Raw genomic sequence first — 15,618 nt, forward strand, 5'->3', positions numbered from 1 at the left:
TCAGAAGTGCCGCTCGCGGCCTGCAAACAGGTCACGCAGGTTACTGCGATGGCGCCATACGATCAGGACGGTCAGTACCGTCATCGGCAGCAGGGCCTCGGGCTGGCGCCAGGCCAGCAATGGCAGGGTCAGCGGTGTTGCGATCAGCGCAGCCAGGGAACTGGTCCGGGTGAGGTACAGGGTCAGCAGCCAGGCAACGATGGCCAGCAATGCGGCAGGCAGGTACAGGCCGACCAGCATGCCGGCCGCGGTCGCGACGCCCTTGCCACCGCGAAAGCGAAAGTACACGGGGAACAGGTGGCCCAGCACTGCGCAGATACCGATCCAGGCCTGCGCGTGCAGGTCCAGCCCGGCAAGGCGGGCGAGCATTACCGGCAACAGCCCCTTGCACAGGTCGCCAAGCAGGGTCAGGATCGCCATCTTGCGCCCTGCCAGGCGCAGCATGTTGGTCGCGCCGGCATTGCCCGAACCACTGCAACGCGGGTCCGGGCTGCCTGCAAGGCGGCTCAGGACAATGGCGAAGGACAGCGAGCCGAGCAGGTAGGCGAGCAGCGCCAGTAACCAAAACATGCTAACTATTCCGGGCGAGGACGCCCTGATTCTAACGGCGCCAGTCGCCCTTGTCGTGCTGTGGAGAGAAGTGCTTGGACAGAGTGTTCATCGAAGGCCTGGAAGTCGATACCGTGATTGGTGCCTATGACTGGGAGCGGGATATTCGCCAGTGCCTGCGGCTTGACCTGAGCTTTGCCTGGGACAACAAGCCTGCGGCCGCGGGCGACGACCTCGCCCTGGCGCTCGATTACGCGAGCGTTTCGACGCGTATCCAGGGGTTCGCCGAGCAGGCACGCTTCGAGTTGGTCGAAACCTTCGCCGAGCGCCTCGTTGCCGTGTTGATGGACGAGTTCGGCATTCCTTGGGTACGCCTGAAGCTCACCAAGCCGGGCGCAGTGCCGGCAGCGCGTGGTGGTGTTGGCGTGGAGATCGAGCGCGGATGTCTCTGAGCACGGTATACCTAGGCCTTGGCAGCAACGTCGATCGGCACACCCACCTGTGTGCCGGCCTCGATGCGCTGGCCGCCATCCTGACCGACATGCGCTGCTCGCCAGCCTTCGAAAGCCAGGCGGTGGGCATCAAGAGCGGGCCGTTCATCAATTTCGTGGTGACCGGGCAGACGACGTTGCCGTTGATCGAACTGGACCGGCGGCTGAAATTCATCGAGGCCGACAATGGCCGGTATGCCCCTGATCGACTCGGCCTACCCCTGGATATCGACGTGCTGATGTATGACGACCTGCATGGCACTTTCGACGGGTTGGTGCTGCCCCGGGCCGAGATTCTGAAAAATGCCTTCGTGCTGTGGCCGTTGTCGCTGCTGGCGCCTGAACTGGTACACCCGGGTGTAGGCAAGACCATGGCGCAGGTATGGCAAGAGGCGCAGATCGATCAGGTGCTGGCGCCAGTCGCCTTCGAGTGGCGTGGGTTGCAACTGACGCCTGGCTGATGGAGGCTCGTACTGTCGGATGCAAGTCCCGGTATGTCAGCCATCTGCTGCTGGGGTTGCCGCGCAGGTCGAGCGAGCTGCGCGGCATCGTCGCTAGCTGCCCTTGTAGGCATCGAGCGCCTGCAGGCGCTCATTTTTCAAGGCCTCACCCAATGCCTGGCCGGTGAGACCACCCTGAACCAGCGGCTTCACATCCACGGCCCGGGCAGCGGCCATAGCCCCTTGCAAGTAGTCTGCCTGCCGGTAGTCTGTCCGCCCGTTGCCCTGCGCGATCGCCCTGCACGCTGCTAGAAAGTCCTCGAAACGCTGCGGTCTGCGGTAAACGTCGAACGTTTGCAACAGATCCAGCAGCGCCTGGGCAGGCAGCTCAAAGGCTTGATTGGCCTGCTCCAGGCACTGGCTGGTCAGCATCGACAGCTCCTGGCATTCTCGCGGGGTTTTCAGGCGCTGATTGAGCGCTTTGATCGACGCGGTGGGCAAAGGATGCAGCAGACAGGCCCAGCGTATGGGCAAAGCAAGCTGAAGCTTGGCTGCCTGTTCCAGTGAGGCCAGGGTCTGGGGGTGAGGCTCCAGTTCCGGCAGCAGCACTTGCAGGGCATTGCACGCTCGCAGGACTTCGAAGAATACCTGGGGGTGCGCTTCCATCAATGCCCGCTCGATTTCCTTCCAGGTGCGTTCTGCCGTCAACGCCAGCAACTCACCCGACGCGCTGATGTGCTGCATCAACCCCAGCGTGTCGTTGGCCACCTTGAAACCCAAGGGCGCATAGCGCGCAGCAAAACGGGCCACGCGCAATACACGCAGAGGATCTTCGGCGAATGCCGGAGAAACGTGGCGAAGCAGGCGTCGATCGAGATCGGCCTTGCCCTGGTAAGGATCGTAGAGCGTACCGCACGCGTCCTCGGCCATCGCGTTGATGGTCAAGTCGCGGCGTATCAGGTCTTGCTCCAGTGTGACGTCCGGGCTTGCGTGAAAGGTAAACCCACCGTAGCCCCTGCCGCTCTTGCGCTCGGTGCGGGCCAGCGCATATTCCTCACCGGTCTTGGGGTGCAGGAACACCGGAAAGTCGGCGCCTACCGGGCGAAATCCTTCGGCAAGCATGTCTTCAACCGTGGCGCCTACCACAAGCCAGTCGATATCACTGACCGGGCGCCCGAGTAGACGGTCGCGTACAGCGCCCCCCACTTTGTAAATGTGCATAGGTAACTCCCCCTGATTGCCGACAGCATAACCTGCCGGCCGCCAGGGGGCGCATCACAGGTGGTGAATGACCGCCATGTCCAGGCGTCCGTAGTCGGAGCCTTCGCCGTGCTCGCCACGGGGCGGCATATGATGGGTTTTCATCACCTGGTCGCCTTGCACGGTCTCCAGGTGAATATCGAACCCCCACAACCGATGCAGGTGTTTGAGCACCTCTTCGGTCGAACTCCCCAAGGGCTTGCGGTTGTGTTGCTGGTGACGAAGCGTCAGTGAGCGATCTCCGCGACGATCAACACTCCATATCTGCACGTTCGGCTCGCGATTGCCGAGGTTGTATTGGGCAGCCAGTTGTTCGCGGATGGTGCGATAACCCGCATCATCGTGTATGGCAGGCACGTACAGCTCGTCCCGCTGGTCATCGTCCAGGATGCTGAACAGTTTCAGATCACGCATCACCTTGGGCGACAAGTACTGAAGGATGAAACTCTCGTCCTTGAAGCTGCTCATGGCGAACTTGAGGGTCGAAAGCCAGTCGCTGCCGGCAATGTCCGGGAACCAATGGCGATCTTCCTCCGTGGGTGCCTCGCATATGCGCCGAATGTCGGTGTACATGGCAAAGCCCAGTGCGTATGGATTGATACCGTTGTAATAGGGGCTATCGAAACCTGGCTGGAAGACCACGCTGGTATGGGACTGAAGGAACTCCATCATGAAGCCTTCGGTGATCAGCCCCTCGTCATACAGATCGTTCATCAGCGTGTAGTGCCAGAAGGTCGCCCAGCCCTCGTTCATCACCTGTGTCTGGCGCTGCGGATAGAAATACTGGGCGATCTTGCGCACGATACGCACCACCTCGCGCTGCCAGGGTTCGAGCAGTGGCGCGTTCTTCTCGATGAAGTAGAGGATGTTTTCCTGGGGTTCGGCGGGGAAACGCATGTCGTCCCGCTCACTGGCCTTGTCGGCACTTTTGGGAATGGTGCGCCACAGGTCGTTGATCTGCCGTTGGAGGTGCTCCTCCCGGTCCTTCTGGCGGCGACGTTCTTCCTCGGCGGAAATGGGGTAGGGGCGCTTGTAGCGGTCCACCCCGTAGTTCATCAGAGCGTGGCAAGAGTCGATGAGGTCTTCCACCGCATCGATCCCGTGACGCTCCTCGCACTGGGCGATGTACTGCTTGGCAAACACCAGGTAATCGATGATGGAGCTGGCATCGGTCCAGGTGCGGAACAGGTAATTGCCCTTGAAGAAACTGTTGTGCCCGTAGCAGGCATGAGCGATCACCAGGGCCTGCATGCACATGGTGTTCTCTTCCATGAGGTAGGCGATGCAGGGGTCGGAGTTGATGACGATTTCGTAGGCAAGCCCCATTTGCCCGCGGCTGTAGGATTTCTCGGTACTGAGGAACTGCTTGCCGTAAGACCAGTGGTGATAACCCAGCGGCATTCCGACCGAGGCGTAGGCATCCATCATCTGCTCGGCGGTGATCACCTCGATCTGGTTGGGGTAGGTGTCCAGGGCGTAACGTTCGGCCAGGCGGCCGATTTCCCGGTCGTAGGTCCGGATCAGGTCGAACGTCCACTCTGAGCCGGTGGAGATGGGCTGGCGTCTCTGTGCTCTGGCGGTCATGTGGCTAACCTGCGCTGGAAGAGTTCACGGAAGACCGGGTAGATATCGCCGGCCGATACCAATTGCTGCTGCGCGAACGTGTCGGGGAAGGCATCGCCGATACGTTCGTACTCGTACCAGAGCGCCTGATGTTCACGTGGGGTGATTTCCACGTAACTGTAGTACTGAACGTGCGGCATGATCTGCCGGGTGAGGATGTCGCGGCAGATGGGTGAGTCGTCGTTCCAGTTGTCGCCGTCCGAGGCCTGGGCCGCGTAGATGTTCCAGTCACTGGCCGGGTAGCGTTCGGCCATGATTTCCTGCATCAGCTTCAAGGCACTGGAAACGATGGTGCCGCCGGTTTCGCGACTGTAGAAGAACTCCTCCTCATCCACTTCGCGCGCGCTGGTGTGGTGCCGTATGAACACGACTTCGATCCGGTCGTAGTTACGCTTTAGGAACAGATACAGCAGGATGAAGAAGCGCTTGGCAATGTCCTTGGTGGCCTGGGTCATCGAACCCGAGACGTCCATCAGGCAGAACATGACCGCCTTTGAACTGGGGTTCGGTTGTTTCACCAGCAAGTTGTACTTGAGGTCGAAGGTGTCGAGGAAGGGCAGACGGTTGATACGCGCCTTCAGCCGCTCGATCTCCTGCTCGATTTCCTGGATATCGGTGAAGTTGTCAGGCTCCTCGACGCGCAGGCGGGCAAGTTCTTTCTGGGCTTCGCGAAGCAGGGCACGGCTGCTGCCGGTCAATGCGATCCGCCGGGCATGGGCCGAGCGCAGCGTACGTACGATATTGATGCGTGACGGGTTACCCTCGCTTGCAATACCTGCGCGCACATTCTTGAAGGTGTCTGCACCGGTCAGGTGACGCTTGACCAGGTTTGGCAACTCCAGGTCCTCGAACATGAACTCGAGGAACTCCTCCTGAGTGATCTGGAAAACGAAGTCGTCCATGCCGTCACCGGCGTTGCCGGCCTTGCCACGGCCACTGCCGCCACCACCACCCTGCGGACGGGGAATATGCTCACCTGCGGTGAATTCCTTGTTACCCGGGTGTACGACGGTCTGCTTGCCGCCACGGCCATGGTGCAGCACCGGCTCGTCGATATCACGGCCAGGGATGCTGATCTGTTCGCCGTGCTCCATATCTGTGATGGAACGGCGACTGACCGCTTCTTCCACGGCCTTCTTGATGTGATCACGGTACCTGCGCAAAAAGCGCTGGCGGTTGACCGTGCTCTTGTTCTTGCCATTCAGGCGTCGGTCGATAACGTAGCTCATGGTTCCTCCTGCGGGGAGCAGCTGCAAGCCATAAGCTTCAAGCTGCAAGAAAGAGCAGCCGCCGCAGCTGCGGGCACTGGCGCCGAACGGGTGCCCGGCGCCGGCCAGCGTGAAGCCTGCGGCTTGTCGCTTGCCGCTTTATTGCGATTTCCTGACCCGCAGGTACCATTCCGACAGCAGACGCACCTGCTTGTCGGTGTAGCCACGCTCCACCATGCGCGTGACGAAGTCGTTGTGTTTCTGTTGATCCTCTTTGCTGGCCTTTGCGTTGAAGCTGATGACGGGCAGCAAGTCTTCGGTGTTGGAGAACATTTTCTTCTCGATCACCACCCGCAGCTTCTCGTAGCTGAGCCAGCTTGGGTTCTTGCCATTGTTGTTGGCACGGGCGCGCAGCACGAAGTTGACGATCTCGTTGCGGAAATCTTTGGGGTTGCTGATACCCGCCGGTTTCTCGATCTTCTCCAGTTCTTCGTTCAGGGCGATGCGGTTGAGAATCTCGCCGGTTTCCGGGTCGCGGTATTCCTGGTCCTGGATCCAGAAGTCGGCATACAGCACATAACGGTCGAAGATGTTCTGGCCGTACTCGCTGTAGGACTCCAGATAAGCCGTCTGGATTTCCTTGCCGATGAACTCGATGTACCGGGGGGCGAGGTATTCTTTCAGGTAGCGCAGGTAGCGTTCGCGTACCTCGGCCGGGAATTGTTCCTGCTCGATCTGCTGTTCAAGCACGTACAGCAGGTGCACCGGGTTGGCCGCCACCTCATGGGGGTCGAAGTTGAACACCTTAGACAGGATCTTGAAGGCGAAGCGGGTCGACAGGCCGTTCATGCCTTCATCGACGCCGGCCGAGTCGCGGTATTCCTGGATGGACTTGGCTTTGGGATCGGTGTCCTTGAGGTTTTCACCGTCATACACCCGCATCTTCGAATAGATGTTGGAGTTGTCAGGCTCCTTGAGGCGCGAAAGGACGGTGAACTGAGCCAGCATTTTCAACGTGTCCGGGGCACAGTGGGCCTTGGACAGCGAACTGTTGACCAACAACTTGTCGTAAATACGGATCTCGTCGCTGACCCGCAGGCAGTACGGTACCTTCACGATGTAGATACGGTCGATGAAGGCTTCGTTGTTCTTGTTGTTACGGAAGGTGTGCCATTCGGATTCGTTGGAGTGCGCCAGCAGGATCCCGGAATAGGGGATGGCGCCCAAACCTTCCGTACTGTTGTAGTTGCCTTCCTGGGTGGCGGTCAGCAATGGGTGGAGTACCTTGATGGGCGCCTTGAACATCTCGACGAATTCCATCAGGCCCTGGTTGGCGCGGCAAAGCGCGCCTGAATAGCTGTAGGCGTCGGCGTCGTTCTGCGGGAATTCTTCGAGCTTGCGGATATCCACCTTGCCCACGAGCGCAGAGATGTCCTGGTTGTTCTCGTCGCCAGGCTCGGTCTTGGCGATGGCAATCTGGTTGAGGATGGACGGATAGAGCTTGACCACCTTGAACTTGCTGATATCGCCGCCGAATTCCTGCAAGCGCTTGGTGGCCCACGGCGACATGATGGTGTTCAGGTAGCGCCGCGAGATGCCGTACTCTTCCTCGAGGATGGCCCCGTCTTCAGTGGCGTTGAACAACCCTAGCGGTGATTCGAAGACCGGCGACCCCTTGATGGCGTAGAAAGGCACCCGTTCCATGAGTTGCTTGAGCTTTTCGGCCAGGGAGGATTTGCCGCCACCCACTGGGCCGAGCAGGTACAGAATCTGTTTCTTCTCTTCCAGGCCTTGGGCGGCATGGCGGAAGTACGACACGATCTGGTCGATGCACTCTTCCATGCCATGGAAGTCGGCAAAGGCCGGGTAGCGCCGGATGACCTTGTTGGAAAAGATGCGCGACAGCCTGGAGTTGGTAGAGGTGTCGATCAGCTCTGGCTCACCGATGGCCAGCAACAGGCGCTCGGATGCCGATGCGTAGGCGCTACGATCCTCCTTGCACAGTTCCAGGTACTCCTGCAGCGAGAGTTCTTCCTGGCGCGTGGACTCGAAGCGTTGTTGGAAGTGGCTAAAAATACTCATGACGTCACCTCGCTCGATACGTTGAGACGACGCCGGATCAGTCAGCTGATGCTGGCATGCAAGCGGCACTGCCGATTGCCATATACCCCCCAAACACCCTATAGCGCTACCGATGACCCGCACGCCGGTGTACCGGCTCTCCCCTTTTTCCGGATGGCCTGCGCTTAAGGATAGTTGGTAATCGGCAAGGTCAAGGGCGTGGGTGACGGAAGTTGCCAGCGACCGTTCGTCAGAACGGTCTCAAGCCCGCACATGACGCGGGCTGCAGTGACGATGAAAAATTTATTCTTCAGTGCCTTGGGCGGTTTCGGCAGGGTAGGTGGAGCGCCACAGCTCAAAGCCACCATCGACGCTGTAGACGTCGGAAAAGCCTTGCCCTACCAGGTAGGCAGCCGCGCTTTGGCTCGAATTGCCGTGGTAGCAGACGACCAGTGTCGGTGCGTCCAGGTCGGCATTGCGAATGAAGTCGGCGACCGAATGGTTGTCCAGGTGGCGGGCACCGGTGATGTGACCTGCTGCGTAAGCCTGCGGGTCACGAATGTCGACCACGACGGCACCTTGCGCACGCAGGGCCAGGGCCTGTTCGGGGGGGATGCGCTTGAATTCGCTCATGGGGTTGGCTCTGTTCCGGGTTGATCGTTGAGGGTTGAAGTTGGCGCCGCAGGGCGCAGTGTGCCGTCATCGGCACAATCGCAATGGTGGTACTGGCCGTTATCGACGTTGTACAAGGTCATGGACCCGCCCCATACGCAGCCAGTGTCCAGCGCGATGACGCCGGGTTCCTTGACCTGGCCCTGCAAGGCGGCCCAATGCCCGAATATGATCTTCACGTGGCGAGAACGCCGGCCTTTGTGGGCGAACCAGGGCTTGTACCCTTTGGGTGCGCTGTCCAGCCCTTCCTTGCTCTTGAATTCGAGTTTGCCTTCTGCGGTGCAGAAGCGCATGCGCGTCAGGTAATTGGTAATGACCCGCAGGCGTTCGACACCCGCCAAGTTCTTGCTCCACTTGGCGGGCTCGTTGCCATACATGCCGTCCAGGTACAGCGGCAGACGGCTGTCATCGCGCAGTACTTCTTCGACTTCGCCAGCCAGCTCCAGGGCTTTGCCCAGTGTCCATTGCGGCGGAATGCCCGCGTGTACCAAGGCGATGCCGCGCGGTTCATCGTAATGCAGCAGCTTTTGCTGGCGCAGCCAGTCGAGCAGCTGGTCGGCGTCAGGTGCCTCGATGATTTCACGCAGCGTGTCGCTCTTCTTGAGGCGTTCGACGTTGCGCCAGGCCGCAAGCAAGTGCAGATCATGGTTGCCCAGCACGCAGGTCAGCGATTGGCGAATCGAATACAGGTAGCGCAGCGTCTCAAGCGACTCAGGCCCACGGTTCACCAGGTCGCCAACCAGCCACAGCTTATCCACCGCCGGGTCGAAGCGCACACGTTCAAGCAGGCATTTGAGCGGCTGCAGGCAACCTTGCAAGTCACCGACGGCGTACGTGGCCATCAGTGCAGCGCCCCAGGTACTGCCAGGCGGAACGGCGCGATCTGTGCGTCGAAGCGCTTGCCGTCTTCGGCGAACATCTCGTAGCTCCCCTGCATGGTTCCCACGCGGGTAGTGATGACGGCGCCACTGCTGTAGGTGTGGCTCTGGCCCGGCTCGATCGTAGGTTGTTGACCAACCACGCCAGAGCCTTGCACCTCTTCGACCTCACCATCACCGTTGGTGATCAGCCAGTGCCGGGACAGCAGCCTGGCTTTGAGCGAGCCATGGTTATGGATGGTGATGGTATAGGCGAAAGCGAAACGGCTGCTCTCGGGGTCGGATTGTTCTTTGAGGTAACGGGTCACGACGCTGACGTCGATCTGATAGCGAGGGTCGGTCATGCAAGGGCCTTGGGGGAACTGACGCAATGATGCAGTCTAGGCCATAGGGAGGGGAGAGGGCCAGCGGCGCGATGGGCACGTGCGCTGGCGGACTGACCCGCAAGCAGGCGCCGGGCATCGGGGCGGCGATCTGCTTGCAGGTGCTGACTGCGTTCAGCGGGGCAGGGGGACGGTCAGGCCGTCTGATCAGCCAACTGGTCGGCCAGGCGCACGAAAGCCGCCAGGTCCAGTTGCTCGGGGCGCAGGCTACCATCCACCCCAGCGGCCTCGATGGCGGCGCTGTCGAGCAAGCCTTTAAGGGTATTGCGCAGGGTCTTGCGACGTTGGTTGAACGCATCGCGCACCACCCGCTCAAGCAACTGCGGGTCCTTGGCCGGATGAGGCAGCACGTCATGCGGCACCAGCCGGACGATGGCCGAGTCCACTTTCGGCGGCGGGTTGAACGCGCCGGGGCCTACGTTGAACAAGTGTTCGACGCGGCAGTGGTACTGGACCATGATCGACAGCCGACCCCAATCACCGCCCCCAGGCCCTGCGGCCATGCGCTCGACCACTTCCTTCTGCAGCATGAAGTGCATGTCGCGGATCAGGCCGGCGTGGCTGAGCAGGTGGAAGATCAGCGGGGTGGAGATGTTGTAGGGCAGGTTGCCCACCACCTTGAGGCTACGTGCCGGTACCCCCAGCTGGTTGAAGTCGAACTTCAGGGCGTCGCCTTGGTGCAGGCGGAAATTGCCGCTGCCTGCAAACTTGTGCTGCAGGATCGGCACCAGGTCCTTGTCCAGCTCCACTACATCCAGTTGCGCGCCGCTGCCCAGCAGGCCTTCGGTCAATGCGCCCTGGCCGGGGCCGATTTCAAGCAAATGCTCGCCTGGCTTGGCATTGATGGCACGCAGGATGCGGTCGATGATGCCTGCATCGTGCAGGAAGTTCTGCCCGAAACGCTTGCGCGCCCGGTGTTGGTATTGCTCGTTCATGGTCGGTTCTCGGCCATCTGGTAGGCGGTGTCCAGGGCAACGCGCAGGCTGCCGGTATCGACCTTGCCGGTGCCGGCCAGGTCCAGGGCCGTGCCATGATCAACCGAGGTACGGATGATCGGCAGGCCCAGCGTGACATTGACCGCAGCGCCGAAGCCCTTGTACTTGAGGACGGGGAGCCCTTGGTCGTGGTACATCGCCAGCACCGCGTCGCAGTGCTCCAGATATTTGGGGGTAAACAGGGTATCGGCCGGCAGTGGCCCGCGCAGGTCCATGCCTTCGGCACGTAGACGGGTCAGGGTAGGCTCGATGATGTCGATTTCCTCGCGGCCCAGATGGCCACCTTCGCCCGCATGGGGGTTCAGGCCGCATACCAGGATGCGAGGGTTGGCGATGCCGAATTTGTCGCGCATGTCGGCATGCAGAATGCGTGTCACGCGCTCGATGCGCTCGGCAGTAATGGCCTCGGCGATGTCACGCAGCGGCAGGTGGGTGGTGACCAGGGCGACGCGCAGGCCGTGGGTGGCCAGCATCATTACCACTTGGGCGGTATGGGTCAGCTCAGCCAGAAATTCGGTATGCCCCGAAAAAGGAATACCGCTTTCGTTGATGACGCCCTTGTGCACGGGCGCTGTGATCATGCCGTCGAAATGGCCGTCCAGGCAGCCTTGTCCGGCACGGGTCAAGGTCTGCAACACGAATGGCGCATTGGCCTGGTCCAGCTGACCAGCCACCACTGGGGCAGACAGCGGCGTGTCCCACACATACAGGCTGCCGGCGGGTGCCGGTTGGCTCGGCCATTGCCCTGGCATGACAGACAGCAAGCTAACGTCCAGCCCCAGCTGGGTGGCCCGCTCGGCGAGCAGGTCACGGCTGGAGATGGCAATCAGAGGGTGGGGCTGGGCGTCGGCAGCGAGCTGCAGGCATAGGTCAGGCCCTATCCCCGCCGGCTCGCCGGGTGTGACGGCGAAGCGCAGGGGCTTCACTGAGCGGCCTGGTCAGCGCCAGGCAGCTTGATTTCAACGTAGGCTTCGTCGCGGATCTGGCGCAGCCAGGTCTGCAGCTCTTCGTCGTACTTGCGGTTGCGCAGCACACTCAGGGCTTGCTGTTCACGGGCCTGTTCGGTGCTGTCGGTAGCGCGGCGGCCCAGCACTTCCATCACGTGCCAGCCATATTGGGTCTTGAACGGCTTGGTCACCACGCCTTGCTGGGCGTTGGCCATCTGCTCGCGGAACTCCGGCACCAGGGTGTTCGGGTCTACCCAGTTGAGGTCACCGCCGTTGAGCGCCGAGCCCGGATCTTCCGAGAAGCTCTTGGCCAGGGTGGCAAAGTCTTCACCGTTTTCGATGCGCTCGTAGATCTTTTCAGCCAGTTGCTGAGTGGCGGCTTCGCTGCGCACTTCACTTGGCTTGATCAGGATGTGGCGCACGTGCACCTCGTCGCGCAGCACGTTCTCGCTGCCACCACGCTTTTCCTCAAGCTTGAGGATGATGAAGCCGTTGGGGATGCGAATGGGCTGGGTAATTTCACCCACCGGCATGCTGCTCAGCATCTTGGCAAAGTCCGGAGGCAGTTGACCAGCTTTGCGCCAGCCCATCTCGCCGCCTTCGAGCGCGTTCTCACTGGCCGAGTTGGCGATTGCCATCTGACCGAAGTCCGCACCTTGCTTGAGCTGCTGGTAGACATCGCCCACTTTGCGCGCAGCCTTCTGGATGTCGCTGGAGTTGGCCGCTTCCGGGGTTGGGATCAGGATGTTGGCCAGGCGGTATTCTTCGGACATCTGCATCTTGCCCATGTCCGAATTCAGGAAGTTCTTCACTTCCTGCTCCGACACCTGGATGCGCTCGGCCACCCGGCGTTGACGCACGCGGCTGATGATCATCTCGCGCTTGACCTGCTCGCGAGCATCGTCGAACGACAGGCCGTCATGGGCCAGGGCCGCGCGGAACTGGTCGATGGACATGCCGTTGCGCTGGGCAATGGTGCCGATCGCCTGGTTCAGCTCCTCGTCGGTGATTCGGATGCCCGAGCGCTCGCCGATCTGCAGCTGCAGGTTTTCGACGATCAGGCGTTCCAGCACCTGCTGCTGCAGGGCGCCGCTGGGCGGCACACTGCCGCCGCGCTTGGCGATGGTCTGCTGAACTTCCCGCACGCGCTGGTCCAGTTGGCTTTGCATGACCACGTCGTTGTCGACGATGGCCACCACCCGATCAAGCGGTTGCACCGCGGCATGCACCGCGCCACTCAGCAAAGCGACGCCCAGCAGCACTGGGCGCAGTCGATCAATAAGCTTGTTCTTCACGTTCACGGTAACCTTGAATGCCTTGGCCGAGGAAGGATTCGACCTTGTTGCCAACGACGCCGCCGAGGCCCTTGAGAACGACCTGCAGGAATACACCATGGTCGCCTTTTTCGTTCTGCGGCAGTGCCTGGCTGAAGTCGTCGAAGTCGAGCCAGTAACGGTTGATCAAGCGCAGCTTCCAGCAGCAGTTGTCGTACTCGAAACCGCCCATGGCTTCCAGGGTGCGGTTACGGTTGTAGTCATGCTGCCAGCGAGCGATGACGCTCCACTGCGGGACGATCGGCCAGATGACCGAGAAGTCGTGCTGCTGGATCTTGTAGTAGTCCTTGATGTAGTTCGGGCTACCCGGGGTGCCGTAGTCGCCACCACCCACTTTCCACGTACCGGTGGCCGAGTCGTAGGCGATGGTGTCGTTACGGTAGCGATAACCGAGGTTGACGATCTTGTTCGGGTTGTCTTCAGGCTGGTAGTGGAACATTGCACTGCCCGAGCGGGTGCTGTGGCTGTCCGGGTCCCAGTTGAAGTCCGAATTGAAGCGCCAGTCGCGGTTGAAGTAGTAGTTGTACACCAGCGCGTACGGCGAGACGTCCGACTGCGAGTCCTGGCGGTCACGGTAGTCAAGGCCCGGCAGCTGGACCTTGCGGTCCTTGAAGTAGTAGGCCTGGCCGATGCTGAAGTTCTGGCGCTCGAAGCCGTTGTCTTCGATCCAGCGGGTGGTCACGCCCAGCGAGAGCTTGTTCTCGTCGCCGATGCGGTCGCTACCGCTGAAGCGGTTGTCACGGAACAGCGAGTCATAGCTGAACAGCGTCTCGCCGGTGTCGAACAGCGGGATGTCCTTCTGGTCCTTGTAGGGAACGTTCAGGTAGTACAGGCGCGGCTCGAGGGTTTGCTTGTAGTTGTTGCCGAACAGCGAGGTGTTGCGGTCGAAGTACAGGCCGCTGTCCACGCTGAAGATCGGGACGCTGCGGTTGACCGAGCTGCTGTAGCTGCCATAGGCACCAGGGTTGGCGTTGGCAAGGCGAACAGCGTCAGCCTTGCCTTGGCTATCGAGGTCAAGATCGTACTGGGTGTAGGCATACTTCAGCTTCGGCGTCAGGTAGCCATAGCTGGCCTGCATTGGATAGCTGATCGATGGGGCTACGTTAAGGCGCGTGCCGTTGGCCCGTTCGATACCCTGGATGTTCTGGTCCAGACGACGACCATCGGCGCCAGCGGTGAGATCCAGATTACCGTCCTTGTCGAACACCGGGCCGTTCTTCAGGTCACGATCGAAGCGCGCCGCTTCGGTTTCGTAGGCCATGGTCAGGCCGCCCGGCTGGTACGGCAGCACACCGTTGAGGGTGATCTGCGGCAGGCGGTCGTAAGGCGTGATCTGCGAGATGGTCGCCGCCTCGTAGGCATGCACGTTCAACCGCGCGGTGTAGCTGTCGCCGCGATAGGTCAGGGCGCCCTGCTGATCGAGGAAGTCCTTGTTCTCGACGCCGATCTGGTCCGACTCAAGGTCCTGGAAGTAGAACGGATCGCTGATGTCGGTGTAGTTCACCTCGGTCATCAGGCGCTCGTTCAGGCCACCCTTGTGCTGCCAGTTGACCATGTAGCGCTGGTCTTTGTAGTCGGTCTGGTCCTTGCGCTCGTCGCTCTTGTCGTTGAGGTAGGCGCCGCCGAACTGGCCTTCGCTCGAAGGCGTCAGGTAGCGGAACTCGCCTTCCATCAACAGGCCGCGCTTGGTCATGTAGCGCGGGTACAACGTGGCGTCGTAGTTGGGCGCCAGGTTGAAGTAGTACGGGGTGACCAGCATGAAGCCAGTGTCGCTGCTGGTGCTGAACGACGGCGGCAGGAAGCCGGACTGGCGGCGGTCGTCGATCGGGAAGTAGATGTACGGTGTGTAGAACACCGGGAAATCCTTGACCCGCAGCGTGACGTTGGTGGCAGTGCCGAACCCGGTGGCCGGGTTGAGGGTGATGTTGTTGCCCTTGAGCTGCCAGGCGTTGCTGCCCGGTTCGCAGGTGGTGTACGTACCGTCCTTGAGGCGGATGATGGCGTTCTCACCGCGCTTGGCGTACAGGGCACTGCCGCGAATGTGCGACTTGTGCATCACGTATTCGGCGTTGTCGACCTGGGCTTCGCCGGTGTCGAGCTGGATCTGCGCCTGGTCACCGACGACCAGCGAGCCGTTGTCACGGATCTTGACGTTGCCCTTGAGCTCGCCACGGTTCTCGGCCTGATACAGGTTGGCCTCGTCGGCCTGGGCCTGCATGCTGCCCTGGCGCATGACCACGTCACCGGCCAGGGTCGCAATCTGCTGCTCCTGCTGGTACTTGGATACCTTGGCGTTGATGTAGGTCGGCGACTCGTCCTTGGGCGTGGTGTCCGCCATGCCGGGGCGCAGCGGCTCGACATAGGCACCGCCGCAGTACGGGCCGGTTTCGGCCAGCTGCGCGGCGGTCAGCTTGTCACGCGGGACCCAGTCCAGGTGGCTGTAGTCCTCGCTGCGCGACTTCAGCCCACGGCCCTTGGCCTCGGTGACCAGCATCGGCCGGTCGGCCTCGGCTTCGCCCGTCGCTTCGGTGCCGGTACCGCCAGCAGCGGCGGCACCCTCGTGCACCGGGCGCGGTGGCAGGTTAGTGACGGCGGTTTTGGGCTTGCAGTCCCAACCACCGGAGGCGGACACTTGGCAGTCGAATTGTTCGGCTGCCATGACGTGCGACATGGCCAGAGGTTGCAGGGCCAGCAGACTGCCGGTGACGAGCAACGGAAACTTTCTACGAAACGCGGGGGATTTCAATGCCATCTTATTAGTCCGGGCTTCCTGCGTG

General features: G+C 61.2%; 14 protein-coding genes. 2 read left to right on the top strand and 12 right to left on the bottom strand.

Features of this window, described 5'->3' with window-relative positions; translation table 11 throughout:
* Positions 1 to 570 (bottom strand): glycerol-3-phosphate 1-O-acyltransferase PlsY, encoded by a 570-nt coding sequence (plsY, locus tag B2Y33_RS18850; RefSeq protein WP_027913620.1) that lies wholly within the window; start codon positions 568 to 570, stop codon positions 1 to 3.
* 74 nt (positions 571 to 644) lie between these two features.
* On the opposite strand from plsY, the gene folB reads away from it, so the two are divergent.
* Both folB and folK read left to right on the top strand, forming a co-directional pair.
* Complete coding sequence (gene folB, locus B2Y33_RS18855) at positions 645 to 1,001, top strand: dihydroneopterin aldolase (protein ID WP_028686623.1); 357 nt, start codon at positions 645 to 647, stop codon at positions 999 to 1,001.
* A complete protein-coding gene (folK, locus tag B2Y33_RS18860; protein ID WP_027913622.1) occupies positions 992 to 1,501 on the top strand; it encodes a 2-amino-4-hydroxy-6-hydroxymethyldihydropteridine diphosphokinase in 510 nt (169 codons plus the stop codon). The genes folB and folK overlap by 10 nt, the downstream gene beginning before the upstream one ends.
* A gap of 93 nt (positions 1,502 to 1,594) precedes the next feature.
* Here the strand turns inward: folK and B2Y33_RS18865 are convergent, their stop codons facing one another.
* The 11 genes from B2Y33_RS18865 to B2Y33_RS18915 all read right to left on the bottom strand — a co-directional run bounded on the left by B2Y33_RS18865 (position 1,595) and on the right by B2Y33_RS18915 (position 15,593).
* A complete protein-coding gene (locus tag B2Y33_RS18865; RefSeq protein WP_027913623.1) occupies positions 1,595 to 2,701 on the bottom strand; it encodes a multifunctional CCA addition/repair protein in 1,107 nt (368 codons plus the stop codon).
* 54 nt (positions 2,702 to 2,755) lie between these two features.
* The gene (locus B2Y33_RS18870) at positions 2,756 to 4,324 is read right to left on the bottom strand and encodes a SpoVR family protein (RefSeq protein ID WP_027913624.1); all 1,569 of its coding nucleotides are present in this window, start codon (positions 4,322 to 4,324) and stop codon (positions 2,756 to 2,758) included.
* Entirely contained in the window at positions 4,321 to 5,592 is a 1,272-nt protein-coding gene (locus tag B2Y33_RS18875) for a YeaH/YhbH family protein (RefSeq protein WP_206405144.1), read from the bottom strand. Before B2Y33_RS18875 ends, B2Y33_RS18870 begins: the two co-directional genes overlap by 4 nt.
* A 138-nt stretch (positions 5,593 to 5,730) precedes the next feature.
* Entirely contained in the window at positions 5,731 to 7,653 is a 1,923-nt protein-coding gene (locus tag B2Y33_RS18880) for a PrkA family serine protein kinase (protein WP_027913626.1), read from the bottom strand.
* Between the two features lie 282 nt (positions 7,654 to 7,935).
* Positions 7,936 to 8,265 (bottom strand): thiosulfate sulfurtransferase GlpE, encoded by a 330-nt coding sequence (glpE, locus tag B2Y33_RS18885; RefSeq protein WP_023532468.1) that lies wholly within the window; start codon positions 8,263 to 8,265, stop codon positions 7,936 to 7,938.
* Positions 8,262 to 9,146, bottom strand: a complete 885-nt coding sequence (locus tag B2Y33_RS18890; protein WP_028686620.1) for a symmetrical bis(5'-nucleosyl)-tetraphosphatase — start codon at positions 9,144 to 9,146, stop codon at positions 8,262 to 8,264. The genes glpE and B2Y33_RS18890 overlap by 4 nt, the downstream gene beginning before the upstream one ends.
* Complete coding sequence (gene apaG, locus B2Y33_RS18895; protein ID WP_023532682.1) at positions 9,146 to 9,526, bottom strand: Co2+/Mg2+ efflux protein ApaG; 381 nt, start codon at positions 9,524 to 9,526, stop codon at positions 9,146 to 9,148. Before apaG ends, B2Y33_RS18890 begins: the two co-directional genes overlap by 1 nt.
* Positions 9,527 to 9,699: 173 nt before the next feature.
* Entirely contained in the window at positions 9,700 to 10,500 is an 801-nt protein-coding gene (gene rsmA, locus B2Y33_RS18900) for a 16S rRNA (adenine(1518)-N(6)/adenine(1519)-N(6))-dimethyltransferase RsmA (protein WP_028686619.1), read from the bottom strand.
* Positions 10,497 to 11,486 (bottom strand): 4-hydroxythreonine-4-phosphate dehydrogenase PdxA, encoded by a 990-nt coding sequence (pdxA, locus tag B2Y33_RS18905; protein WP_088523758.1) that lies wholly within the window; start codon positions 11,484 to 11,486, stop codon positions 10,497 to 10,499. The genes rsmA and pdxA overlap by 4 nt, the downstream gene beginning before the upstream one ends.
* Entirely contained in the window at positions 11,483 to 12,808 is a 1,326-nt protein-coding gene (surA, locus tag B2Y33_RS18910; RefSeq protein ID WP_088523757.1) for a peptidylprolyl isomerase SurA, read from the bottom strand. Before surA ends, pdxA begins: the two co-directional genes overlap by 4 nt.
* Positions 12,783 to 15,593, bottom strand: a complete 2,811-nt coding sequence (locus B2Y33_RS18915; protein ID WP_027913631.1) for an LPS-assembly protein LptD — start codon at positions 15,591 to 15,593, stop codon at positions 12,783 to 12,785. Before B2Y33_RS18915 ends, surA begins: the two co-directional genes overlap by 26 nt.
* Between the last annotated feature and the right edge of the window lie 25 nt (positions 15,594 to 15,618).

Source organism: Pseudomonas sp. UBA5666 (assembly GCF_002420785.1).
Classification (GTDB): Bacteria; Pseudomonadota; Gammaproteobacteria; order Pseudomonadales; family Pseudomonadaceae; genus Aquipseudomonas; species Aquipseudomonas fulva.

Coding starts and splice junctions, on each gene's coding strand:
- plsY (WP_027913620.1), bottom strand. CDS start 570: ATGTTTTGGTTACTGGCGCTGCTCGCCTACCTGCTCGGCTCGCTGTCC.
- folK (WP_027913622.1), top strand. CDS start 992: ATGTCTCTGAGCACGGTATACCTAGGCCTTGGCAGCAACGTCGATCGG.
- B2Y33_RS18865 (WP_027913623.1), bottom strand. CDS start 2,701: ATGCACATTTACAAAGTGGGGGGCGCTGTACGCGACCGTCTACTCGGG.
- B2Y33_RS18870 (WP_027913624.1), bottom strand. CDS start 4,324: ATGACCGCCAGAGCACAGAGACGCCAGCCCATCTCCACCGGCTCAGAG.
- B2Y33_RS18875 (WP_206405144.1), bottom strand. CDS start 5,592: ATGAGCTACGTTATCGACCGACGCCTGAATGGCAAGAACAAGAGCACG.
- B2Y33_RS18880 (WP_027913626.1), bottom strand. CDS start 7,653: ATGAGTATTTTTAGCCACTTCCAACAACGCTTCGAGTCCACGCGCCAG.
- glpE (WP_023532468.1), bottom strand. CDS start 8,265: ATGAGCGAATTCAAGCGCATCCCCCCCGAACAGGCCCTGGCCCTGCGT.
- B2Y33_RS18890 (WP_028686620.1), bottom strand. CDS start 9,146: ATGGCCACGTACGCCGTCGGTGACTTGCAAGGTTGCCTGCAGCCGCTC.
- apaG (WP_023532682.1), bottom strand. CDS start 9,526: ATGACCGACCCTCGCTATCAGATCGACGTCAGCGTCGTGACCCGTTAC.
- rsmA (WP_028686619.1), bottom strand. CDS start 10,500: ATGAACGAGCAATACCAACACCGGGCGCGCAAGCGTTTCGGGCAGAAC.
- B2Y33_RS18915 (WP_027913631.1), bottom strand. CDS start 15,593: ATGGCATTGAAATCCCCCGCGTTTCGTAGAAAGTTTCCGTTGCTCGTC.